Here is a 25,559-nt window from a genome sequence, read left to right on the forward strand (position 1 = left end):
TGGTGCCGGACTTACGCTGTTGCCCGGATGCAGGTGCCGGGTAAATCCAAATTATGTGATATCGCGCACACGCTAAGTGAAATCACACAGTATGTGTGTTTTTTATGCATTTGCAGGCGACTTGGGGTTGGCCAACCGGACTTACACAAACGGTGTCTATGGGTAATTCATTAGTTAAAACAACGGACTAGAGTATGCGTTGCAGCTTAGGCCTGCCGGGCGGTTAGTCGTCGTTACCCAGCTGTTTTCCGGCTGCACCGCGCTACCGATGCCGGATCGGCTGGTAACCGTTTTTTTGCTGTGAATCTTTGATAAGTTAATGAATTTAATCAGGTATTAGTGTTGATTTGTCGTGCTGGCCAAGGCGTTGCCGCAGACGGCCAATACTGCGGCAAAATCCGCAAGTCTTGGCTGGATTGATTGTAACTTATTGAAAATTAATTAAAAAAAATAGGTACAAATTGTGCTATCTCATTCGAGTGATAACGGACGCGATATCACCTCCGGGAAAAAGCCGAACCTGCCGCGAGGAGGAGACGGAAATTCAGGGGTCTCACGGCGAGACGGCCTGACTGCCCTGGACTAGGCAATTATGCAATTTCTTCACTTCGAATCAGTTATTGAGGAATCAATATGATAGGCATTAATCAACAGAGCTTACGCCGCGCAATTCTGGCTGCGCTCGGCGCCAGCGTTATGGCCGCTTATTCCGGACAGGCCGCCGCTATTAGTCCGGCCAGTCTGGGTGTTATCGACGCTGGCGACAGCGCTAGCGTATCCGGCAAGGCGCCGAAAAGGGCTTGGGCTGACTACGGTACCGGTTTTAACTACGGTTGGACCCATACGCCACCCTTCAGGATTTTTCAGGTCGGCGATGATGCCGACGTCGCCGCGGGTACTCGATTCGATGTCACGGTCAATCTGAAACAAAACGGCGGCACGGCGCCGATGAACTATCCGGGATTTTCGATCTGGACCAGCGGGGCAGCGCCCATGGTTACCGGTGCCGCCGACGGCAGCGGTTACGGACATGCCTGGAGTCAGGTGCGCGGGCCTTACGATGGCGGTGTCGCCGGTTACGTCGCGCCTCCTGGCTTGGGCGGCACGGGATTGCTGGGTGTGCCCGGCGCCGATTTGACTCAGGGCAGCAACGGCTGGCTGGGTGAAGGCGGCGGCGGAAACATAGTCCGCGGCCATGACGGATGGATCGGTTATGCCAATGCCGGCTACTCCTTCACCAACGGCGATGGCGATAAGATTCAAGGTCTGCTCGCGGGTGCCACCAACCCCGGAAATGTCGGTCAATACGGCGGCGGTGCCAGCGATCCGCTGAATGGTACGGCACTGACCAACGTCAACCAAGATTCACCCTACGTCTACACCGGTTTCGCGACCCTGAGTGCCGGCGAGGCGATGTTGACCCTGCAGGGCTTGAAAGCCGGTTATTACTTGATCGGCTGGGCGGGTAGTTGCCCGGATGATAATGCCAATGGTCAAAATTGCGGAATCGGTGCAGGCCAAAACTATATGTTGACTATCAACAATACCGGAGTCAGTGCGGTGCCGTTGCCCGGAGCTGTCTGGATGTTCGGTTCGGCTCTATTGGGTTTTACCGCGCTAGGTCGAAAAAAACCGGCCTAGCTTACAGCGCCAGCCGATCCGCTTTGCCGAATGGGGCGTGCTCGGGTAACAAGGTCCAAATGCCTTATGTCCGATGTTGCCCCGATTAGCTGGCGCTCAAAATAATTTAGTGGTCGGTTCCCGGGGTTGTCTAGGTTGGGGCCGGCCCTGATTTCTTTGGTTTCGACTGAACGGATGCAATCGAAGGCATGCGCAGGTTCAGTCTTTATCCGACTCCCAGACCGGGGCCAAAGCAGATGCGGCGCCGGGTGAATAGCGGGTTTTACGAGGCAGGTATGAAGGTATTTCCGAGAATCTTTTTAATAGCGATCGCTTCACTGGCGGCGCTGCCGGTGGCGGCCCACGGACCGGTTCCGGTATCGTTACAGCGGGTACCGGTGCCGCCGGTGCCGGGGTTGTTGGACGGTTCCAGCCCGATCGTGGTGAATAAGGCGGCAGCGATTGCGTTGGGCAAGGCCTTATTTTGGGATATGAACGTCGGTAGCGACGGCATGGCCTGCGGGTCCTGCCATTTTCACGCCGGGGCCGACGCCCGGGTCAAAAATCAGCTGAATCCCGGCGCCAAGAGCAGCAAAGCTAGCGGGCAGACGTTCGATACGTTGGCGTCGGGCGGCGGTGGCCCCAATCATACCTTGCGTTCGCAAGACTTTCCGCTGCACCGCCTGTCCGATCCGGCCGATAAATTCAGCGCCGTGACCTTTACCACCGATGATGTGGTGGCGTCGTCCGGTACCTTTAGCGGCGAATTCAAAGGTGCTTCGCGTTTCAGTGGCAGTACCGACCAATGTTCGCGTAGCGTCGATGCGGTATTTCACGTTAACCAAACCGGTACCCGGCGGGTGGAGCCTCGGAATGCGCCGACTGTAATCAATGCGGTGTTCAACCATCGTAATTTCTGGGACGGGCGGGCCAACAATATCTTTAACGGTAGCAGTCCCTGGGGTGAGCGCGACTCGAATGCCGGGGTTTGGGTCAAACTCAATTCGCGCTCGGTGGTTAAAGAAAAGCTGCATCTGGAAAACTCGTCTTTAGCATCGTTGGCGACGGCGCCGGGTTTGAGCGATACCGAAATGAGCTGCCGGCAGCGGACATGGGCCGATATCGGCCGCAAGCTGTTGGGACGCCAAGCCTTGCAACATCAGAAGGTGCACCACGAAGACAGTGTGTTGGGCCCCTATAGCTTGAGCAGCATCGGAAATCTAAAGCCCGGTCTGAATACCACCTATAAAAATCTGATCATGCAGGCTTTCAATGCCAAATACTGGTCTTATAGCGGCATCGGCCCGTTCGGTGCTCCGCCGGGACAAACCGCCTACAACCAAATGGAGGCCAATTTCCCGATGTTCTTCGGCTTGGCGCTCCAGCTTTACCAGTCGACCTTGGTGGCGGATCAATCGCCTTTCGATTTGAGCCCGGTGGATGCCAGCCTGCGCCCGACCTGGACCAATATTGTCGGCGCCACGCCGGCCGAGACCGAGGCCAAGCGCCAAGCGCTGAAAGATGGCGGCAACTTGTTTTTCAACAATCATTGTAATTTGTGTCATGCCGGCCCGAGCTTGAGTCTGGCCGCGGTCGCTACCAATGCGGCGTTGTTGAAGCCCGAGCCCGGCAAAACCTTCGGTTTGGCAGCGACGCCAATTTCGTACGGACCGGATGCGTTCGGTCCTTCCGGCGGCGCGCGAGCAGCCGGCATGACCCAATATGTCAATCCGGTAACCCGGGATTTTAGTAGCGACGGCATGCCTTTGCTGATGGACTTGGGGTACATCAACACCGGTGTTGCCGATCCGAATGGTGACCCAGGAGTTGGCGGTCTCGACGATTTCGGCAATCCGCTATCCTTTGCCGCTCAGTACCTTCAGTATTTGCAGGACCGTCCCGCCGGGATCAAGGATCGTCTGGTTAAGGATATTCGCGCTTGCGATTTCATCACCGCAATCGCGATTAATACCGACGTTTCCGAGCCTTATTACTTTACCGCAGTGGAAGGTATCCAAGCGGACGGCAGTCGGGAGGGTGTGTCGCGCAATCAAAACTGTGCGGATCCGGCCACAGCTTTCATTCCGTCGCCCAGCGCGGCACGCAACGAAGCCAATGCCGCAAATCTGGGCGTGGCAGTCAAGGCGGCCTTTAAAGTTCCAACCCTGCGTAATATCGAGCTGACCGGGCCGTACATGCATAACGGCAGTATGGCAACGCTGGAGCAGGTGATCGAGTTTTATGGCCGGCAAGGCAATTTCCACAACGATATTTTGCACGAGCAGGTCGGTACCATCTCGTCGTCGATCAATTCGCCGGCTAACCGGGCCAAATTGATCGCGTATCTGAAATCGTTCACTGACGACCGGGTGCGCTATGAAAAAGCGCCGTTTGACCATCCGGAGGTGATTGTGCCGAACGGCCACGAAGGTAACCATGAAGCTGTTGTATCCGGCAATCCGTTGCAAGCCGATCTGGCGCAAGACGAAGTATTAGTCGTCCCGGCCGTCGGTGCCAATGGTTCAGTCGACCCGCTGTTGCCGTTCGACCAGTTGTTGGCGCACTGAGCGGCTGAATGCCGTATCGAAAACACCGGCCCGCGCGACGCCGAGTCGCGCGGGATTTCCGGACACAAAAGTCAAGTAGAGATTAACTTATGCAAACTTCAATAAAACACAGAGCCGTTCTGGTATGGCTGGCAGGGTTGGGGCTGTTTACCGCGGGTACGGCGACTGCCGCTACAAGTTTCAACAGTTCCGCAGCGTTAAGTTACAGTATTGAGAGCATCGTCAACCTGAGCAATCCGGGTGATCTGTCCGGCCTGGAGATCGTCGGCTATTTCCAGCAGATCGACGCTCCGGCCAATCCCGGCGACGAATATTCGCAAGTGCAAATCAACGGCGTCGGCTCGGTGATCGCCAACAATCCGGAGTTGTCGACCAGCGGCGATTTCAATTACACCTTTGCCGCCAGCGGCACCTTGGCGAACGGTACCCTGGATGCGCACCATTTGGGTTGGTACGGCTTGGAGTTTCGCAATAACGGCAGCGATCGCTACGCCATCAATTTGCGTCTGGATTATCTGCTTAGCGCGGCGGCCGGCTCGGCCACCGATTCCAGTTCCGTGGCGATCGATTTCTTTAACGGTGACGGCCTGTGGCAAGGTGCCGACCGGGTCGATACCGCGTTCAATGACCTGAACGTGTCACGAGCCGGCACTAGCGGCCTGTTCGGCTTCGAATTGGCGGCCGGCCAGGCCGAAGGTTTATACGCCGACGTGCGGATGGATAACCATCTGGAAGCCTCGCCGGTACCGCTGCCGGCCGCGGTGTGGTCGTTTCTGGCCGGCGTGATCGGTATCTTGGGTCTGAAAAAACGCCGAAGCGAATAATCGGTCTGATCTCAGCCACCGGCGGTCGGGGTCGGACGTGCCGCGCCGCCGGACTCACACCACCCGGTCCGGTGGCGTCCGGCCGGCGAAAAACGCTTGCAAATTGGCCAGCACTTTTTCGCCCATCGCCGTGCGGGTGGCGATCGTGGCGCTGCCCAAATGCGGCAACAAGGCCGCATTTTCCAATGCCAAAAAGCCGGGGTCGATGTCCGGCTCGCCTTCGTAAACATCGAGGCCGGCACCGGCAATCCGCTTTTCCCGCAACGCCCGAATCAAGGCTTTACTGTCGACCACATCGCCGCGAGCGGTATTGATCAAGTGCGCGCTGGGTTTCATCAGGTCCAAACGGCGTTCGTCGATCAGATGCCGGGTGTCGGCGCCGCCGGGGCAATGCAGCGACACGTAATCGCACTGCGGCAAGAGTTCTTCGAGTGTCTCGCACCGCACCGCTTGCAGATCGGCGACGATTTCCGGATCGGCCGGGCTGGGTTTGACGTACAAAATCTTCATGCCGAAGCCGTGGTGCGCTTTGCGGGCCATGGCCTGGGCGATGCGGCCGAAGCCGACCAATCCCAACGTGGCGCCGGTGACGTCGCTGCTCATCATGTGAGTCGGACACCAGCCGCGCCATTGGCCGGAGCGGACCAAGCGGTCGCCTTCGGCGCCGCGCCGTGCCGTCATCAGCAATAAAGTCATCGCAATATCGGCGGTGCTTTCCGTTAGTACGCCGGGGGTGTTGGTCACGACCAAACCTTGTTCCCTCGCTGCCGCGATGTCGATATGGTTGTAGCCGACGCCGAAATTTCCCAGGATCCGGCAGCGTTTGTTGGCGACGTTCAGCACCTCGGCCGGTAGTGCATCGCAAACGCTCGGGCAGACCGCATCGTAGTTTTGCAGAGCCGTTCGAAACTCGTCGGCGTTCATCGGGTGGTCGTCGCCATTCAAGGTTGTATCGAACAGTTCCTGCAATTTGGCTTCGACGGTCGCCGGCCAGCGCCGGCTGATCAACACTTTGGGTTTACTCATCAAAAATTCCTGTATGGCTGCGTTCGGGCCGCCAGTATAAGCCAGCCGGCGGCGATTTTCGGCGCGGCGGCTAAGGATCCAAGGCCGGATTTGAGCGGGAAATCTCGCCGGTGGTGTGTCCGCGGTCGTAGGCTCTGATCCGCGCGGCCCTCAGGCTGTTGATACTGGCAATGTTCTCGTCGTGCTGATGCAGTGCGCGTTCGCGTTGGGCCGCGGCGTACTGTTGTTTCTGCTGCTGCAATTCCAGCGCCAATTCGGGTTTTCGATATTGCATTTCCAGGCGGCTGTTGGCGATATCCTGCTGCTTAAGCTCAGATTGGGTATCCGCTTGGCTTTGCAATAGTTCCAGCGCTCGTTGTTGGTTGGCTAGCTGGCGTTCCGCCAAGCGATTGGCGTCTTCCAGTTGTTGTTGACGCAGGCTGCGTTCGGCCTCGATTTGGGCTTGTTGCCGATCGCCCCGGTTTTGCTGCGCTAGCCATTCTTGCTGGCGCAGCAGACTTTCTGCCGCTGCGGCCAGTCGTTCGGTTTTTTGGTAATCCCGGTACAGCCAGAGCCCAGCCGCCACCGCCAGTAACGCGGCGACCATAATCTGCCGGGGCGCAAGTTGGAAAGGCCGATGCCGCTCGGCCAGGGGAATAGCCGAGTCGGCCGCGACCTGCGCCATCGCCAGTTTACGGTCGTACGCCAAGCGGCGCTGCGCATCCGACAGGATCAGGAACGCCTCTCTGGCGCGGGCCAGACTCGCCAATGAAGCATCGTCATGGCGCCCGGTGTGGAGCCGTTCGACGGTTTTGAAAGCGCTATGGACTTGTTGTGCGGTAGCCGTTTCCGGAAGGTTCAGCAATTGGTACAGGGTTTTCGCCATGGCCGTCGCCTCTTGCTTGGTCGTGAGTCGAGACGGCGTATCGGTGAGTTTGCCGACTGTCGCCGCCGATTGGATTGTCAATGGCAGCGACTATAGGCAACTCAAAGCTCAAGCGCAAATATACCCTTTAAAAACCTTAAGCGATCGCGTAAGCGCGGCGAGTCTGGTGGTGGCGCAGCATGGCTAGCGACCCAAGCAGGCAGCCCAGCGAAAACCAGGCTATGGCCGCCAACGGCAGTCCCGATAGATTTTGCGCTTCGGTCTGATCGGCATCGATATTGTGTCCGGCCGCGGTCGATGCGAACCCGGCTTGAGCCAGGCCATAACCGGCGCTGGGCATTAGGGTCCAGGCCACTTGGCTCAGTGTCGGATAATCCATGGCCGACCATTCGACTAATTTGCACAATTCGCTCGGAACCGTGGCGTTTGGGCAGCCCTGGAGGGCTGCTGGAAACAACCAGCGGCTTGATGTTACGGTTTCGGGCGAGGGTAATAGATTGGGAATCTGCAGCGGCGCGGCAGCGAAACTGCCATATAAACCGGGATCGGGCTGGTTTAACGGTTTAACTTGGGCCGGAATGGCCAACATAGCGATTAGCAATAATGAATGTCTCATGACGTCCTCCCTTGGCTGTTGAAAACAGTTGGTCCTCGGTATGTATCAGCAAAAATGGCGCCGACATGAAAAAAATATATTAATTTCAGTTGGATATTCGTTTTTTGGTCGGTGCGCAACCCGTCCGGTTAAGTGTTTTTGCCGAATTTTGGTGCGACTTTCGATCGATTTTGGTGTGCTGCGCACAACCTTAGGCCGGAAAATGCCGGCAGCAGAGCGGGGCAACGGGACGAGTGGTCGGGCGGCGAATCTGGATTCGCCGCCCGACCATCAGCGAGGGCTATTTCGCGGTAGAACGATAGTATTCGATCGCCGCGGCGACGCCGCTGCCGGCTTTGATATCAAAACCGTGATCCAGCATCGCCATTTCCACGCCGGCAATCGCGCCCAACAAGGAAACGTCGTTCATGTCGCCGACGTGGCCGATGCGGAACACTTTGCCGGCCACTTCGCTCAAGCCGGCGCCCAAGGAAATGTTGTACTTGTTGTAAGCGGTGCTGATCACGTGGCGCGCGTCCTTATCGGCCGGTACCACGATGGCAGTGACGGTGTCGGAAGCCCAGCCGTCTTGCGCGCAGGTTTGCAAGCCCCAGGCCGCCACGGCGCGGCGCACGCCTTCGCCCAGACGGTGATGGCGGGCGTAGACGTTTTCCATGCCTTCTTCCAGCAGCAATTCCAGCGCTTTGCGCAGGCCGTACAGCATCGGCGTGGACGGTGTGTAAGGGGTGTAACCATCTTTATTGGAGGCCGCCATGTCTTTCAACGAGAAGAAAGAACGCGGGAAGTTGCTGTTGTCGATCGCGGCCAGGGCTTTTTGGCTGAAACCCAAAATCGCCAGACCGGCCGGCAACATGAAGCCTTTTTGCGAGCCGGCGATCGCTGCGTCCACGCCCCATTCGTCCTGGCGGAAATCGATACTGCCGATCGCGCTGACGCCGTCAGAAAACAGCAGGGCAGGGTGGCCGGCCGCATCCAAGGCTTTGCGGACGCCGGGAATATCGCTGGTGACGCCGGTCGAGGTTTCGTTATGGGTGGCCAGTACGGCTTTGATTTCGTGATTTTTATCGTCTTTCAGGCGCGCTTCCAAATGGTCCAGCGGAATGCCCTTGCCCCATTCGATTTGGTGAATTTCCACATCGAAACCCAGTTTGCGCGCGGCTTCCGCCCACAAATGGCCGAATTGGCCGAAACGGTAAATCAGGACTTTATCGCCCTGGTTCAAACAGTTGGTCATTGCCACTTCCCAGCCGGCGGTACCGGTGGCCGGAAACACGAAGCATTGGCCGGTTTCGGTGCGGAACACCTTTTTCAGGTCTTCCAGAATCGGCGACAACAATTTAGGGAAAATCGGCGAGCGGTGGTCTTCCATCGGCACGTGCATCGCGCTCAGAATTTCGTGTGGGGTATTGGTTGGACCTGGAACAAAAAGGTGATTGCGACCCGCCATCTGGTTTCTCCTTGGAATTTTGGAAGCTTAGAAAATCGCCGGATGGTGCCATAGAAGGCAGGCTTGAGCAAGTCCGACCAATGCAGGAATACTCGTTGAATGGTTCCGGAGATACGAATCAAATAGATGCTGCCGCAGAGTTTCGGCGTTCGGTCCAGAATAAATCGATCGTTTGTAACGATTCTGATATAAGAATAGCCGGTAAACTTTTTCGCTTCGCTCGGGCTATGCTGCAGCCCTATCTTTTTGAGTTATTTATGCGTTCCATAATCAAGGATTTGAAGCTGGTTTCTCTCGATATAGTCGGTATTTCAATATTGCTGGTTTTGTCGGCGGTAACCCTATCGAATACTCCAGTCGGAGTACCGCCAGGCTTTTTGAACTCGGACAGCCCGAAAACCACTGACGATGAAAACCACGCGGTTGACATCGATAGGCCTGTGTTTTCCGATCGAACTTTGGACGCCGATTTGTTTTTCAGTCATCAGCAAGGCGACGAACAACTGGCCGGTATCGACGAGTCTTTGGGTGCCGGCGCGTGCGCGGCCGATTTTAATGGCGATGGACTAGTCGATTTGTTTTTGGTCAATGGCAGCGGCCAGACGCGTTATTACGGTAAGGCGTATTGGTGGCAACAAAATCAAGGCAATGCTTTGTTTCTCAATACTGGCGACGGCAGGTTTCGCAATGCCACGGCCGATGCCGGTCTCGAGCAAACCCTTTGGGGAATGGGGTGTTTGGCTGCGGATTTTGATAATGACGGAAATAGCGATTTACTGGTTACAGCAAAACAAGGCAACTTTCTGTATCGGAATACCGGCGGCGGCAAATTCGCCGAAGTTACAGCGGTAAGCGGCCTGACGGATAACGGTTGGAGCACTTCAGCTGCTGCAGCCGATTTCAACCGAGACGGCTTGCTCGACATCTACGTGGGGCGTTTTATCGAGTTCGAGAAGGGAAAAAAAACGTACGAGGCCAACAGTCAGTTTGTGGCGGAAAAGAAGGGTACCTTCGACGCCAGTTTGTATCCGGCGTTACCTAATCGCTTGTATGTCAATCAAGGCGGGTTCAAATTCAAGGAAGTGGCGGCGGAGTTTGGCGTGCAGGGCGCCGATGGTCGTACCCTGGACGTGTCTTGGCATGATCTTGACGGAGACGGTTGGCCGGATCTGCTTGTCAGCAACGACAAGGGCACCGGCTCAAACACTGCATATCTCAACCGTAACGGTAAACGATTCGAATCGGCAGGCCAAACTCTGGGGCTACGTTCGGCTTTGGGCAGCAGGGGGATCGGCGCTGGCGATTTGAATGGCGATGGACGCGCCGAACTGCTGTTGGCCAGTCCTAGCGGAGAAAATACCTTAGCGTTGTTTTGGCAGGCAGATAGAGACGGTTCCCTTGGTTTTTTGGATAGGTCCCGGGAGCTTGGCATCGGCAGCGACGCGTTTTTGAACGTATCCGGTTGGTCGCCGTTGGTGCGGGACTTCAACAACGATGGATTCGAAGACGTCGTGCTCGCTGCTGGACATTTAGAACCCGACCCAGATACGGCAAGGCTTAGCCAAGGGCAACCGAAACAATTTTGGCTAAACGATACTCGAGGTCAATTTGTTTCAGCGAATTCCGGATCGGCGTTTTTCGATCAGACATCCGCGCGCGGGGCGGTAGCGGCAGATTTCGATAACGACGGCGACATTGATCTTTACTTTACCCAAAACAACGAATTGGGCCAGTACCTCCGGAACGATTCCCAGGCCAGACACTGGCTGGGCTTGAAATTGCAGGGGCAGCGTAGCAACCGCGACGGCTTGGGAGCCATTGTCCACGCCTACACGGCTACGGGACGCCAAACCAAAACCCTTGTTAGCGGCGAAGGATTTTTGTCGGATAGCGACAAGCGTTTGCTGTTTGGGTTAGGTCCCAACCCATCTGTCGAGAAGGTAGTGGTTGAGTGGCCTGACGGCGGGCGGCAGGTTGTTTACCCCAAGCAAGTCGATCGCTATTGGTTAGTCGACCAGGACCAAAGCGAGCTCCAGCCATTGGATGCCAAGCTAGCTCGCGACGCCAAAGCGCTTCTGCCGATGGCCTTAGGCGGCGGCCAACCGGCACTGAGAGCCCGTTGCTTACGGATGACGAAGGATATATTGAGTGACGAAGATTTTTTTCGCGAACTGCGTGAGGCTTTGGCCGATTCGGAACCTGAGGTACGGAAGGCGGCAATTCAACTGGCTACAGAGGCTGCAAACCCACGCGGATTGGCGGTATTGGTAAGGGGGTTAGACGATTCTGAGCCCGAGAATGCCGTTGCAGCCATTGCGGGTTTGCGAGCTATGGAAGACGAAGCGTCGGTGCGTTGGTTATTAGGTGCTTTCAATCGCGACAGTGTCGAGGTCAAAGTCGCTCTAGCTGACACGTTTGGGTATTTTTTCCGCGAGGAAGAGGCGGTGGTCTACCGTAAGTACCTTGCAGTACCTTATCTGATCCGATTATTGGACGATATCTCTCCGCAGGTCAGGGGCGCGGCTGCCAGGGCCTTGGCCGACGCGGAGCGTTTTCGCGGTGTTCATGCGTTGCTTGACCGGTTAGATGACAGCGATGTAAGCGCCCGCGGCGAATTGGTCAGGGCAGTGGGGCTGATTCGTCAGACCGAAGCGTTGCCAAAATTAAACGCTTTGTTGGCGGACGACAAACAACCTGCCTATGTTATTGCACGACTGTTTGTCGCGGCGAAGCGCCTGGGCGATGTTGACGCTCCAGCCAAATTGACGAATTTTCTAGATGGAAGCGGCGCATTTCGCGATCGGCCACTGCCACAACGATTGGCTGTGTTAAACGAATTGCTGGTTTTGGGAGACGACGCGGCGGTGTTCGATGGCGGGCCGCTACGGCAAAAAGCGCTCGACCTATTCAGTCGATTCAAGCCGGCCGATATTGGCCAGCGGTTGGCGTGGATCAGTATTTGGCAGCACTATGACGATCCCCACGTTCGTAGCTGGTTGTGGGAACAGTTGAAAGCCAAAGAACCGGAAGTTCGAGCGTCGGCTTACCGAGCATTGTCGGTCAAGGCCGAGGGTGCCACGAACGAATTGTCACGCCAAGCATGGCGCGATGTTGATCCGGCGATTCGAGAGTGGGCGCTGGGAGAGATGCTGGCGCGAAACGCCGATTTTCGCGAGGAAGAACTCCGGACGTTGATAGAAGATCCGGTATTGCGGGGTCAGGCGCTACGATCTTGGTCGGCACGCGGCATTTCCTCGCCGAATAGGTTGTTAGCAGTATTGTCGGCACAAAATACGGGTTCGCAATCAACGCCGAGTCTGACAGCGGTTTGCTTCACTGCGGACGCCGCGTTCAAGGAATTCTGCCCGGTGTTAATCTACGCGGGAGAAACAAGTCCGGACAAGCGCGAAGCCGCGCGGCGGATGTTGCTGGATACTACGCTCGACTTAACGTTACGCGAAGCGGTGTTGAAACGATACACCACTGAGTTCGATCCCGATGCATTGAATCAGCTTTACGCCGCGGCACAAAACAAGAAAGATCCGCTACGGCCGGCTCTGTTGGAAAAATTATTCAGCTTTAACGACGATTCGTTAGTCGAGTTCGCGCGCAAGATTGCCGGTAGCGCTAACGAGCAAGACGATCTTCGGCTGAGTGGGGTCGAGTTTTTGCTTAAACGCAACGACCCGTCGGCGAAAATGCTGATATTTGGTCAAGGTTCGGAGGGTAAGTCATGAGTCTACAAAACAGTCAAATGCTCGCCGAACGGCGTTATGCCAGGCCGCTTGCCGGGCTGATCCTGGTGCTGATTTGGAGTGGATACTTGAGTTGGGGTTGGCCGGCTTTTTCGGTATTTCAACAATGGCTTTGGTTGTTACATACGTTTTTGGGGCTGGCGTTGTCAGCAGCATTGCTGCCTTACCTATTCTTGCACTTTCGCCGAACGATTGGCCTGAAGCGCTCTTGGGTAGCTTTTTCCGGTATTTTGGCCGCTTTGTTAGTCGTCGCTTTGGTTGTCACTGGCTTGCATGTGGTTTTGTTCGGCCAATCGGAAGCAGAGCGTTGGGTGTTTCAATCGCATGTTTGGTTGTCTGCCGTTGCGGTCGCAATTCTCGTCGGGCATGTCGCCTTTCACGCGCTTTCGTTGCCGGAGCGCCGCAAAAACAAGGAGCCCAGCCGGTTTCCGTCACTGGCCGGTTCTTCGGCAAAGGGTTTGGTGACGATTACTGTAATTGGTTTTTTATTCGTTGCCGGGGCGACGTTTGCGTATCAATTTCGCACCAGTCCCTATAGCGACACGCCTGCGATAGAGCCCTACGGCTACAGCTACGGCGAACATCCGTTTCGTCCAAGTCAAACGGAAACCAGCACGGGAGGGTTTTTTGATGTGAAGCGCGTCGGCGGTTCCGAGCGTTGCGCCAGTTGCCATTTGGAGATCGCTGAGCAATGGCAAGCCTCGATTCATGCCCAAGCCGCATCCGATAAAACCTACCAAACCAATATTAAATTGTTATCGGAACGCAAGGGCATGGATGCAACCCGCTATTGCGAGGGCTGTCACGCGCCGGTCGCGTTACTGAGCGGTCAACTGACCAAGGGCGGAAAGCTGGACACGCCCGGCCACATGCAGCAGGGTGTCAGTTGCATGGCTTGCCATGGCATCGAGCGTATAGAACATTTGAAAGGCGTTGCCAGCTACCGGTTTGCGCCACCGCAAGCGTATTTGTTTGATGGTGCGGATAGATCGCTGCCGGTGTTTCTGAATAACTTTTTGATACGCTTGAAACCCGAGCAGCACAAAGCGGATCTCGCGAAAAGTGTGTTAGCGGCGCCGGAAATATGCGCTACTTGCCATGCGCAGTTTATGGACAAAGACTTTAATAACTGGGGTTGGGTGAAGATGCAAGACGATTACACCGCATGGTTGAACGGTCCTTACTCGGGACAAACCCGGCAAACGTTTGCTCATGCCCAGCAACGCCGTTGCCAGGATTGCCATTTTCCGCTTCAGCCTGGCAAAGATCCCTCTGCGAGTCCGGAGGGATTGATCAAAACGCATTTCAATGTTGGTGCAAACATGGCGGTTCCGTGGGTAACACGCAACGAAGGTCAGCTGGAAAGAACAAGGCGGTTTTTGACTGCCGATCAGGTGCGGATCAGCATAGACAAGCCGAATCGTAACGACGCGGTAGAAACCGCGCGCCATGTCGATCCGAGTTTGATTCCTTCGACCGAAGCTCCGGCCTATTGTTACTTAGGTGAAAAAGTGACGTTGAAAGTGGCTGTGACTAATGCGCAGGTCGGTCATGCCTTTCCCGGAGGTACTACCGACATCAACGAAGTCTGGATTCATTTTCTGGTTAAGGATGGCCAGGGGCGCACGGTTTACGAATCTGGCCAACTCGACGCCGGCAATAACGTCGAGCCGAACGCCTATTTCTACCGGTCGATTCCAATAGATCGGCAAGGCAATGCCGTTTGGCGGCATGATTTGTTCAATATGGTGGGGGATAGCTTTAAGCGCACGATTCCGCCGGGCGGTAGTGACGTGACTAGTTACTCTTTTGCTATTTCGGACGACACGAAAGGCCCATTGACGGTGACTGCGGGCATCAACTATCGCAAATTGAATAACCGCTATGCCCGCTGGGCATTCAAGGATGAGCGGCTCGAATTGCCGATTGTTGAAATGGCTGCGACATCCTTGACGTTGCCGGTCAAAATCAGACCCCAGGTTGCGAATGCGGCCTATGATCAGTAAATCACTGCAAGGTGTCGCTTGGCTTTTTGTCGGGAAATTTTACATTCGTACTCAAGTGCGGGGGCGGAAATTTACCTTAACGAATGTAATGGGTTGAATTTCTGTTAAAACCTACAAAAAGGCATAATTTTTGTGTGCGGACAGGGCATTGTTCAAATCACAGGAATTTAACATGCAAACAAAATTGTTTCCTTTCGGCGCGGCTGTTTTGGTTGCAATGCTCTACGCTGATTCGGTTTCCGCGGCGGCCATTGTTAACGGGACGTTCAATAGCGATCTTAACGGCTGGTCTACCGTAACCAGTAACGGCGCGGTGAGTTGGAATTCAGCCGGCGCCGCTGAACTAGTCACGGGAGCCGGTACGGCACCTTTTTCTGCAGTATTAGTGCAGGGCGACGATGGCACCTTTAATTTCGGTAGCCCGATTTTGTTGGGGGCCGGTGACGAGTTTCTCAAGTTCGATGCGCTGTTTGGCTCATTGGGGAATGACGGCTCGGAAAACCCCGTAGGCTTGTTTAGCGACAATTTATCGCTTTGGATGTACGACGCCAATGGTTTGGGAGATGTCTTGTTGGCAACCATTGATGCCTTGACCAGTGCAACGTCTTTTTCGCTGGACCTTAGCGCTTACGTAGGCCGTTCTGTGGCATTTTCGTTCGAATTGAACGATGAAGAAGATGGTCTGGATTCCAGGGTTCTGTTGGATAACGTTCGTCTGGAACAGCGCTCAGAACCACCGGTTAGCGTGCCTGAGCCCGGAACACTCGGACTGATGATGCTTGGCGGATTGGCTTATTGCGGCCGTGTATCCAGAAGTCGCCGTAAAGTTCAAAATCGAATCCAATAACTTAGAGTTGTTTCGCAAAATATAATTTGCTAGAGTGCGGCTCAGTGGCTAACGTGGAGACGCAGGTGTCAGAGTTTATTGCTCACATCTGCGTTTTTTGTGTCCATCAGGAAGGCTACGGAGCCTGACAGTTAAACAAGCGGCGATGCATGGGTGTCGCGATGACAAAAGAAAAATAAGGAGTTACGGATGTCGGTTATCCAGCGTTTGCAAGTTTTGTTAATGGGTAGGACAGTCGCACAGTCGAGAGCTTATTTCTCAACACCGATAAAGCCGCTATTTCCCATCGCGGCTTTTTTTATGTTGTTTTTCTTGTCCCTGCAGTTTCCGGAAACCGCCGAAGCCGCAACCGGAAGTTGGGAAACGGTCTCTGCCAGCCAGGTCAGCGTCAAACTAGCTACTCCGGTGCGCAACCGCCGCAGCAACGACGCAACGGTCGGCGTTAGCCTCCAAAATACCAGTGGTGGTGAAATCGCCGGACCGTTGCGGTTAGTTATCACCGGCTTGGCACCGGCCGGCAAAGTCTCGATTAGCAATGCGAGCGGTACCACCGACGCCGGCGAACCTTATTTCGATTTGACCGGCTACGTTGGCGGCAACTTTACCGCTGGCGGTAGCGGCTTGGTGACTGTCATCGTCGCTGGCGGCGGCCCCAATACCTTCAGTTTTTCCACTCGGGTCGAAAAAGCCGTCGCACAAGCCTTGAAGGTGCAAATCATCAGCCCGGCGACGCTGCTCACCGTTGGTCATACGCCGCAAACCGTCAAAGGCACCGTCTCAGATCCTGCTGCCCAGATTACGCTAAACGGTGCACCAGTCACCAACAACAACGGTAGCTTTCAAGCTGACGTCTCGTTGGACGAGGGCCATAACACCATCACGGCCCGCGCAGTTAATGCTAAAGGCGAAGATGTCAGCGACGCCATTTCGCTATCCTTGGACATGACGCCGCCGTATTTAACAGTCGAATCGCCCAAAAACGGCGATACCGTGCGCACCGATAAAATCGCGGTATCCGGCCTGATCAACGATATCGTGCGCGGTACCGTCGCCGAAGGCCAAGCCAACGTCAAAGTAAATGGCGTAGCAGCCTCGATTGCCAACCGCAGTTATTTGGCCGAAAACGTGGCATTGAACGTCGGCGAAAACACGATCAAGATCGATGCTGCCGATAATGTCGGCAATACCAGCAGCATCAGCATCAAAGTCACTTATCAACCCTTGGCTCCGCAGCACATTGAACTGTTTGGCGGCCAGGACCAAACAGCAAAAATCAACGCCGCTTTGGCGCAACCCTTGAAAGTCAAGTTGCTGGATAGCGCCAATAAACCGGTTGCCAACAAACCGGTGATCTACCGCGTCACCGAGGGCGACGGCGTATTAAGCGTCGGCAACAGCGACCAAGGTCAAGGCGTGCTGGTGCAAACCGATGCCCAAGGCGTCGCTTCCACCACCTTTAAGACCGGCAGCCGGGCTGGTACCGGAAACCAGCGCGTTAGAGCTACATCAGTTGGTTTTGACGGCGAAGTGCTGTTCTATGCCAGCGCGACAGTCGGGGCCGGCAACAAAGTTACCGTCAACAGCGGCAACAACCAACGTGGCGCGGTTAGTCAACCGTTACCGTTGCCGTTTGTCGTTGCAGTGGTCGACGACGGCGCGAACGTCGTACCGGGAGCCAAAATAGAGTTCAAGGTCACCCAAGGTGGTGGCAAATTCCAAAACGGCCAAACCGCCATCACCAGCACCACCGACAGCGACGGCCGCGCTACTGCCGAATTTACGCTGGGTAGCGAAGAAGGGCTGGATGTGCATAGGGTCAGTGCGACTTTAGTCGGAACCGAGTTGTACGCTGGTTTCACCGCTTCAGCCCTGAAGAGCGGCAATCCCGGCCAAACCAGCATTAGCGGCGTGGTCCTGGATAATCAGGAACATCCGCTACCCAAAGTCACCGTGCGCGTCGACGGCACTACCCGCGAAGCGCAAAGCGACGACAAAGGCCAGTTTAAAATCACCGAAGTGCCGATCGGTGCGGTCCGTTTAATCGCTGATGGCAGTACCACTACCGCCGAAGGCGAATGGCCGACGTTGGCTTTTAATCTTGTCACTATCGCCGGTGCCGATAACCCCCTGTCTGCACCGATCTATCTAGTCAAACTGGATACCGTCAACGCCAAAATCGTCGGCGATCAGGACGTTACACTCACTTTGCCTGAAGTGCCCGGTTTTGCACTGGAAGTCAAAAAAGGCTCGGTCACCTTTCCGGACGGCAAAAAGACCGGCAAGTTGTCGGTCACGCCGGTGAATGCCAGCAAAATCCCGATGGCACCGCCCAACGGCATGCAGCCGCAGTTCATTGTCACCATCCAGCCGGTCGGCGCCAAGTTCGATCCGCCGGCCCGGCTGACTTTGCCTAACGTCGACGGGCATAAGCCGGGGGCGCAAGTCGAGATGTATTCCTACGACCATGACCTGGAAGAGTTTGTGGCGATTGGTTTGGGTACGGTTGCCGCCGATGGCAGCGTGATCAAGTCTAATGAGGGCGTGGGGGTAATCAAAGCGGGATGGCATTGCGGTAGTCAGCCTGGAGGAAGTGGTTGCGCTTCGAGTCCTGGGGAATGTCAAAAATGCGTGGGTAACTGTCAGATTGTTCCAGACGACAGCAAAACGCCGACATCAATAAAGGATGTTCCAGAAGACTGTAAAAAGCCAGGATGTAAGGGCGGAAGTCCTACCCAAGTTCCTAATGACTCGGATGTCTCGAAAAACGATATAAAAGGCGATTGCAAAAAGCCAGGCTGCGAAAACGGTAGCGCAAAAGATCAGAAAGATGATGCTGATATTACAAAAGAAGATGCGAAGTGTGGTAGTTGCATGGACATGGCTATTAAGCCCGATCCCGCAAAAGATAAAGCCAAATGTGGGGATGGCTCGGAGAAACAAAATTGTTTTGAATGCAAAGACGGTCGATGCGGGATGCCCGAATGCCCTGTCGATGAGGGAAATGATCAGATTTTTCGATTTTCAGAGTCGAATTTGGGCAAGGTAAAAGATTTCGCAGACAAGGCGCAGAATGTCTTAAAGAAAATACCTTATTTGAATATCAATGGGGTAAAGGTTGAGGCGCGTGGTGAGGTTGCAACAGGAAAAAGGTGTTGTAAAGATTGCAGAATGACAAATCCCGTTTCCAGATACGAAAGGGTGAATATTCTTGGATATGTGGAGATAACTGCGACTTTATCCCAAGCGCCGAAGTTAAGTTTCGACGAAACCTTGGCATATAAAGGATATGGTATTCATGTGTTCGGAGACGGAAAATGGGGAATTTGGGCCGATGTGTCTCTCACGGGGAGCGCCGGAGGATATGGGGAGTATCTTTTTGATTGTATTGACGCTGAGGGTTGCGTAGCTCTCACAGGTGGAGCCAATATCTCGATTAAGCCAACCATAGGCTTAGATATTAAAAGTATCGGGGCCGATGTATTGCTAGCGGGCACTCCAAAGCAGATTATCGATGTGGGGGTAACGGCTACCGCAGCAGCAAGGTTGGGTCAAAGCGGTTTTCAAGGGAATTTGCCTATTTACGGTAATAACTGTCCGACGTTTTGTGGTTATACGCTCGCCGCATTTACGGGTGAAGCAAAAGTCGGGGTTAGAATATCCTTGTTTGGATATGAGTTGTTAAATCCACCGCAATTCACTTATGTGATTATTATCTATCCAGGGCAAGATGGTTCATGTTAATGCAACAACTAATTTATAGACTACTGTTTCTGATTTGGATTTTGCTGCATTCTATTGGCGCTTTTGCCGATGCGAGCAAAAAATATGTAACCTTGATAGGTGATAAGACTGCCTACGTCGAGGGAGAAATATGTTTTGATAGCGTTATAAGTCCAAGTGATGCGAATTATCGCAGCTCGGCAAGCGTTTTGAATAAATTGATTTCTGATTTGAAAAACGGTAGGACGGTCGGCTATCTGATTAAAGACAAAACTAAAGGTTTTGAAAAAGTCTCTCCAATGCCGAAAAAGTTTTATACCGAGCAACAAGATATTAGGTTTGTAGGCGGAGTTCGCTGGGGTAGATATATCGGTATGGGCGTAGATTATTTATACCCAAATAAAAATATTCCATGGAGAGAAGATTTTCATTGTACTGTTGATTTTAAAGATTGTTTGCTGGATTTTGAGTTTGCAAACAATCCTGAAAACAAGATTTATGAAAGTATTTATTACACATTAGTCAATAGCGGAGCTAGTGATAAATCGCTTTCTGATGGTTCCGCGGTCGCTACGAATAAAATCAAATTGAAGTGGCCTTTCGGAGATGAGGACCCAAAAAATAGTTGCCCTATTTTTTTAAACTATTTGCTAATTGAATTAAACGAGAAGTTCTGTTTGGATTGTAAGGAGCTGGACGATTTGATTGTCAAGGTCAAGGACCTCGAGAACAGAAAGATCGCTTCTGCTGTTGTCAAAACGATAAAACAAGTGAAAGAAAGTGGCTTAAATACAGCGTTTTTAGCTTCGGGGGCTAACAATCCAATACGCATGGTCGGTGTTACCGGTCATCAAAGTGTGATGAATGTTGAGAATTTTGTTGCCTATGTTTCGTCTTGGAAGAACGTAAATCTGCTCGGTTTTATTAAAAATGGTTCTCTAATTGATGTCTTTGTTGAGTTTAATTTTTCCCAAACTGGGCATGGAAAACTTGAGCTTCTGCGGTTTAAGCAAGAAGGCGATTCGATTGTTGCGGACTTTTTTGGAAAGGTTTCTGTCGGCGAAGGCGTTCTGTACTCCGATTATCTATTAGGCGCTATAGCTAAGAAATACAAATTGATCGACGATTAATGGAATATAACAAAAGTCTGCGGGCTGTTGGTCTTAAATATCTGTTTTTTTTCTGTGTTCTGTTTGTTGTTGTTTTTTGTGTTGAAAGGTACTCGGCTTATTATCCGCAGTTCGATTTTTTTTGGGGTTTTACCAAGTTTATCGCACGGTTGGTTTCTTTGTTATTTTTGTTGCGCGGAATTGTATTTATAGTTATCGGCGGTGGCTGGAAAATTCTGGTAACCGAGAGTTTTATTCGATGGGAAGTTCCCCCTAAATCCAATTTTTTGTTTCTTAAGTCTGACGATTCTTTTGCATTAAATTTTGGCGATATCGATTACGTGATATCGGAGCATGGCGGTGTTGATTTTCCGAGTTTGTCCTTGGTCTTTATTGCGCACTCGGGACAAAGGTTCAAGGTTTCGGATGAGAGCGGAGTTAAACTTTCTAAAGTCCAAAAGCTATTAGTCGATCGTGGCATCGAAATTAGAAACGTTAGTCTTTAGTATTCATTTTATGCCGATCGGATTGGAGTATTCGGTTTTCGTGTAATTTGATTAGCGCTGTTAATAGTGGTTTACAGTCAATATTCTATGATTGAGTTTTTAGGTATTTCTCAAGTGGAAAAAATCTGGTGGTTTGTTTCGAAGTTGCCGGCGGCTCTTTGAATTCAATCTGCCGCGAAATTCAGTGTTATCGTCTTCGGCTAATCAATAAGCAATGTTGAATAAATATATGGAAATACTAGCGGGATTGTCCGCCAAGAATATTAAGGCAATTACCATGTTATTTTTTTTGTCGTGGGTTTCCTCTGTATCGGCTGAAGAAGGTTGGGTCGCTGACGAAGTATTTACCCAGTTGTCGGAGATGAGAAAGGAAATTGGCCAATTGAAGGATAAGGTATTTGCTTTGGAGCAGAAACTAGTTCAATCGCAACCGAAAGCAGAGCCAATTTCCTTGGCGGGTGCCGCAAATATAAGTTCAGCTAAGGCGTCGCCCAATATTGCGGTGGTTGAATTTTCCGATTACGAATGCCCGTTTTGCGCTAAGCATAACAAGAACGTGTTGCCCAAACTGCGCGAGCGTTACATAGACAAGGGTGTTATCCAGTATGTCATGATGGATTTTCCCTTGGAATTTCACGCCCATGCAAAAATGGCGGCCTTGGCAACGCGTTGTGCCGGCGAGCAAAAACAATATTGGCCGATGCACGATGCGATTTTTGAAGCCAAGGGTCAAGTCAACGACGAATTGCTTGCCGAAGTGGTTTCGCGGCACAAGTTGGATTTGGCGGTGTTGCGTAAATGCATGGACGATCCGGTCCAACTCGACAAGCTGCAAAGCGACATTGCATTAGGTTCTAGTTTGGGTGTCAACGGCACGCCAGCATTTCTGATCGGCAAAATTAATAAAAATAAGCAATTGGTGGAATATCGGCGCTTCGACGGCGTGCAGTCGTTCGAAACCTTCGCCAACATGATTGATAGTCTAAAAAAATAACGTAATAGCGTCTTAGGGATCGGGAGATGAAGACGATGAACACACAGATTACGAAATCATTTTCGCTGTTGACGTTCTTGCTGGGATTGATCTGGCAAGGGCAAGCGGCAGGTAACGGTTTGGATCAAAACTGCGTCGTCAACATTCTGAATCGAACTGTGCAGGTCAACAAGGATGGCGGCTGGGCGATGCCAAACGTGCCGTCGCAAATGGGCCGGGTCAGGGCGCGGGCCACCTGTACCATTCTCGGAGATACCTTTTCCGGGGAAAGCGAATATTTCAATGTGGTGCAAAACGGCATAGTCAATGTGCCGGAAATAAAGTTCCAAGTGATTGAACCGATACCGGTTAGCCTAAAATTTACCGAACCTTCCACCGAAACCCTAATCAGCCAAGGCGCCACTGCGCAGCTTGTCGTAGACGCTACTTATCGGGATGGAACGGTAAAGGACATCTCAGCGTCCAGCAATGGTACGAACTACACCTCCAGTAATCCGGCCATTGTCAGCGTCGACTCCGAAGGTTTGGTAACGGCGGTGTCTAGCGGTAGTGTGTTGATTACTGCGCGGAAGGACGAAGTAGTCGCCTTTAAGCGCATCAATGTGGTGACTACGGGAGACGCCGACGATGACGGTTTGCCGGACGATTTTGAGATTGCTAACGGCTTGAATCCCAACGACCCGTTAGATGCTTTGGAAGATCCTGATAACGACGGTTTGACCACCAAGCAGGAGTATCAAGCGGGTACCAATTTCAGACTGGCCGACAGTGATGGCGACGGTTTGAGTGATGGTGTCGAGGTTTCCGGGTCGAAAGGTTATGTCACCGATCCGTTGAAAGCCGATACGGACGGCGACGGGGTCAACGACAACGACGAGATCATAGCCGGCTATAACCCGACGGATGGTACCGATGGCGGCGGGCGTAACTACGTAGAATTGGTGGTGTCGCCCGCCAATCCGACCATGACCTTCAATACCGTTTATAACGAGGCCAATTTACAGGTAAAAGTTTCCGGCAAACGCGGCGACGGCAGTTTGGTCGATCTCACCGCAAAATCGACTGGCACTACTTACAGCTCCAGCAATTTGAGTGTAGTGAGTTTCGGCGCCAAGGACGGTTTATTGTTCGCCGGCCAGTCCGGCACCGCGAATTTGACCGTTCGCAACGGCGGATTGGAAAAAACGGTCACGGTGACCATCGGCACCTTCAATCCAACCGCCCTTTCTTCGATCGCGATTCCTGGCTACGCCAATAACGTCGATGTCGCAGGAGACTATGCGTATGTGGCTGCGGGTAGCAAAGGCTTACAAATTCTTAACGTAGCGAACCGTTCCGCACCCAGTATTGTCGGCAGTCTGGATACTGCCGGTACCGCGATTGACGTGCGTGTTGTCGGCAATTTGGTTTATCTGGCCGACGGCGACCATGGCTTGCAGATCATCGACGTCACCGATCCGACCGCGCCCAGCTTGATGGCCTCCTACGAAACGGCCGGCATAGCCCAGGACGTTAAGATCGACAACCAATTCGCGTATATTGCGGATGGCAATAACGGGCTCGAGATCGTCGATGTCCGCAAGCCAAATCAACCGCTTTTCGCCGGTGCGTTAAGTGGTTTAGGTGAGACCAAAGGCGTTGACGTTCAAGGAACTACCTTGGTTGCGGTAGCCGGATCTTCGTTGCACGCGGTCGACATTACCGATAAAACCAATCCTTTGAAGAAAGGCAGTTTGAGTATCGGCCCGGTTAAGGATGTTGTACTAAAAGACGGTTACGCTTATGTCGCCGCGTATTCGTCGGGTTGGAAAGTGGTCGATGTCCGCGATGCTGGCAATCCCGTTGTGATCGGCGGCGATGCTAATTTCGTCCCCCGCGACATCGAATTGACCGACGGATTCGCATTTGCCGCGGAGCAACTGTTTCCCAACGTGACTGCTTACGTCAACATCGAAGATCCGGAAAACGCGGTATTTCAAGGTACCATCGATCTGTCCCGTTTAGGCGACTATGCCGGTACCGGTATTGCTTTGGATAGCAATTATGTTTACGTGACGGAAGAAGCCTATGTCGTTGGTCAGGATTACGGTAGCGACGGCAATACCCGATTGTTCATCGCCCAATACCGGCTCACCGAAGACAAAGGCGGTGTGGCACCGACCATCGAAATTTCCGAGCCGCCGCAAGACACTGTGGTCGTGGAAGGCAAAAAAATAACGATTACTGCCAACGCCGACGACGATATCGGCGTGAAATCGGTGTCTTTCCTGATGAATGGCGAAGTGATTTACACCGATACTTCGCGTCCTTATCAATACCCGGTTTCAGTGCCGTTCGGAACGGTCGGCTCTAGTATTTCTATTACCGCGAGGGCGTTGGATTTCGGCGGAAACCAAACAACTACGCCGACTTTAACATTAACGGTACAAGCCGACACCGACCGCGACGGTCTCAGCGACGAACAGGAAGCAATCTACGGAACCAATGCGGCCGATCCGGACACCGACGACGACGGCATTAAAGACGGCGACGAAGTTGATATGCATACCAGTCCGACCGACGCCGATTCGGATAATGACGGCATCGAGGACGGCGTCGAAGTGCAAAAAGGCACCGATCCGCTGAATCCGGATGTGACGCCGCCGACGGTGAATTCAACTTCGCCGGCCAATGAGGCAACCGATATACCGGAAAACAACCCGATTATCGTAACTTTTGCCGAGCCTTTACAGGCCAAGTCCATCAACACCGATTCGATTTCCGTTTACCAAGGCCTACTGGAAGGCGCAGCCAAAGTGGGTGGGCGGGTACGCTTGTCGAGCGACGGTCTGCAATTGATTTTCACACCGAGCGATATTCTTGCCGACTACACGGACTACAAAGTTGTCGTCGATGGTGTTAGGGATAGAGCCGGCAATCCGATAGCTTCACCCCATAGCTTTCACTATAAAACCGGAAACACGGTAGATACTACGCCACCGACTGTTGCCGCCGTCGATCCGAACTCGAACAGCAGCAATGTTCCGGTCAACGTTGTCGTCGGAGTGCGTTTTAGCGAGCCGGTGCACACCGACTCGGTGAATGACCAATCGGTATTGCTTTATGACAGCGTAACCGGGCAACAAGTGTTGGGTGTTGTCACGCTAAACGGAGACGGTCAAAGTGCGACGTTTGTGCCGAACCAAGCTTTGGCTGTCGGACGGCAGCACCGTATTGCGCTAACCAATGCGATTAAGGATCTGTTTGGCAACTCGTTAAATTACTCGAATTACTATTTCACTACTTCCTTCGAAAAGGATGCCAGTGGACCTAAAATCACCGCTTTCAGTGTAGGGCCCGACCAAGCCAGCGTTCCGACGAACGGAGTTCTGCAAGTGCGGTTTGACGAGCCGGTGAGCGGTTTGAGTCTGGGTGGAGTGGAACTGCGCAAAGGCGGCGACGTGATCGCGGTGACGCGGGAACTGAGCGGGGACCGGAAGACGCTGACGCTGAAATTGCAACAGCCGTTACAGCCGAACACCGGCTACAGCCTGCACGTCGAAGGCGTGGAAGACCTGAGCGGCAACGTATTGGCGAGTGCCGAGGACAGAAGCTTCACCACCGGTGCGGGAGCCGACCTGCAAGGCAACGGTCTGGCACAATACAGCCCGGCGAACG

The 25,559-nt window shown here is 53.3% G+C and carries 15 protein-coding genes; 11 read left to right on the forward strand and 4 right to left on the reverse strand.

Annotated elements, in window-relative coordinates; translation table 11 throughout:
* Positions 1 to 633: 633 nt before the first annotated feature.
* From C2U68_RS01270 to C2U68_RS01280, 3 genes are all read left to right on the forward strand, one after another.
* Positions 634 to 1,641: a hypothetical protein gene (locus tag C2U68_RS01270; RefSeq protein WP_140910691.1), complete on the forward strand. Its 1,008-nt coding sequence runs from the start codon at positions 634 to 636 to the stop codon at positions 1,639 to 1,641.
* 275 nt (positions 1,642 to 1,916) lie between these two features.
* Positions 1,917 to 4,187, forward strand: a complete 2,271-nt coding sequence (locus tag C2U68_RS21705) for a cytochrome c peroxidase (RefSeq protein WP_140910692.1) — start codon at positions 1,917 to 1,919, stop codon at positions 4,185 to 4,187.
* 89 nt (positions 4,188 to 4,276) lie between these two features.
* Positions 4,277 to 5,011 (forward strand): hypothetical protein, encoded by a 735-nt coding sequence (locus tag C2U68_RS01280; RefSeq protein ID WP_140910693.1) that lies wholly within the window; start codon positions 4,277 to 4,279, stop codon positions 5,009 to 5,011.
* A gap of 54 nt (positions 5,012 to 5,065) precedes the next feature.
* On the opposite strand, the gene C2U68_RS01285 is transcribed toward C2U68_RS01280, so the two are convergent.
* The 4 genes from C2U68_RS01285 to C2U68_RS01300 form a co-directional block, all read right to left on the reverse strand.
* Positions 5,066 to 6,037 (reverse strand): 2-hydroxyacid dehydrogenase, encoded by a 972-nt coding sequence (locus C2U68_RS01285; protein WP_140910694.1) that lies wholly within the window; start codon positions 6,035 to 6,037, stop codon positions 5,066 to 5,068.
* 70 nt (positions 6,038 to 6,107) lie between these two features.
* Entirely contained in the window at positions 6,108 to 6,902 is a 795-nt protein-coding gene (locus tag C2U68_RS01290) for a hypothetical protein (protein ID WP_140910695.1), read from the reverse strand.
* A 136-nt stretch (positions 6,903 to 7,038) separates the two neighbouring features.
* Positions 7,039 to 7,518, reverse strand: coding sequence for a hypothetical protein (locus tag C2U68_RS01295; RefSeq protein ID WP_140910696.1), 480 nt, complete (start codon positions 7,516 to 7,518; stop codon positions 7,039 to 7,041).
* Between the two features lie 280 nt (positions 7,519 to 7,798).
* Positions 7,799 to 8,965: an aminotransferase class V-fold PLP-dependent enzyme gene (locus C2U68_RS01300; protein WP_140910697.1), complete on the reverse strand. Its 1,167-nt coding sequence runs from the start codon at positions 8,963 to 8,965 to the stop codon at positions 7,799 to 7,801.
* A 257-nt stretch (positions 8,966 to 9,222) separates the two neighbouring features.
* Between C2U68_RS01300 and C2U68_RS01305 the strand changes: the two genes are divergently transcribed.
* The 8 genes from C2U68_RS01305 to C2U68_RS01340 all read left to right on the forward strand — a co-directional run.
* On the forward strand, positions 9,223 to 12,702 hold the full coding sequence (locus C2U68_RS01305; RefSeq protein WP_186289463.1) for an FG-GAP-like repeat-containing protein: 3,480 nt from the start codon (positions 9,223 to 9,225) through the stop codon (positions 12,700 to 12,702).
* The gene (locus C2U68_RS01310; protein ID WP_140910699.1) at positions 12,699 to 14,726 is read left to right on the forward strand and encodes a cytochrome c family protein; all 2,028 of its coding nucleotides are present in this window, start codon (positions 12,699 to 12,701) and stop codon (positions 14,724 to 14,726) included. The genes C2U68_RS01305 and C2U68_RS01310 overlap by 4 nt, the downstream gene beginning before the upstream one ends.
* 172 nt (positions 14,727 to 14,898) lie before the next feature.
* Complete coding sequence (locus tag C2U68_RS01315) at positions 14,899 to 15,573, forward strand: PEP-CTERM sorting domain-containing protein (protein ID WP_140910700.1); 675 nt, start codon at positions 14,899 to 14,901, stop codon at positions 15,571 to 15,573.
* 189 nt (positions 15,574 to 15,762) lie between these two features.
* Complete coding sequence (locus tag C2U68_RS01320; protein ID WP_140910701.1) at positions 15,763 to 19,314, forward strand: carboxypeptidase-like regulatory domain-containing protein; 3,552 nt, start codon at positions 15,763 to 15,765, stop codon at positions 19,312 to 19,314.
* Entirely contained in the window at positions 19,308 to 20,423 is a 1,116-nt protein-coding gene (locus C2U68_RS01325; RefSeq protein WP_140910702.1) for a hypothetical protein, read from the forward strand. The genes C2U68_RS01320 and C2U68_RS01325 overlap by 7 nt, the downstream gene beginning before the upstream one ends.
* Positions 20,423 to 20,908 (forward strand): hypothetical protein, encoded by a 486-nt coding sequence (locus C2U68_RS01330; RefSeq protein WP_140910703.1) that lies wholly within the window; start codon positions 20,423 to 20,425, stop codon positions 20,906 to 20,908. The genes C2U68_RS01325 and C2U68_RS01330 overlap by 1 nt, the downstream gene beginning before the upstream one ends.
* Positions 20,909 to 21,410: 502 nt before the next feature.
* Entirely contained in the window at positions 21,411 to 21,902 is a 492-nt protein-coding gene (locus C2U68_RS21035) for a DsbA family protein (RefSeq protein WP_186289464.1), read from the forward strand.
* A 35-nt stretch (positions 21,903 to 21,937) separates the two neighbouring features.
* On the forward strand, positions 21,938 to 25,559 hold a 3,622-nt coding region (locus tag C2U68_RS01340; RefSeq protein ID WP_186289465.1), incomplete at its 3' end, for an Ig-like domain-containing protein.

The sequence above is a fragment of the Methylomonas koyamae genome (assembly GCF_006483455.1).
GTDB classification, from domain to species: Bacteria; Pseudomonadota; Gammaproteobacteria; order Methylococcales; family Methylomonadaceae; genus Methylomonas; species Methylomonas koyamae_B.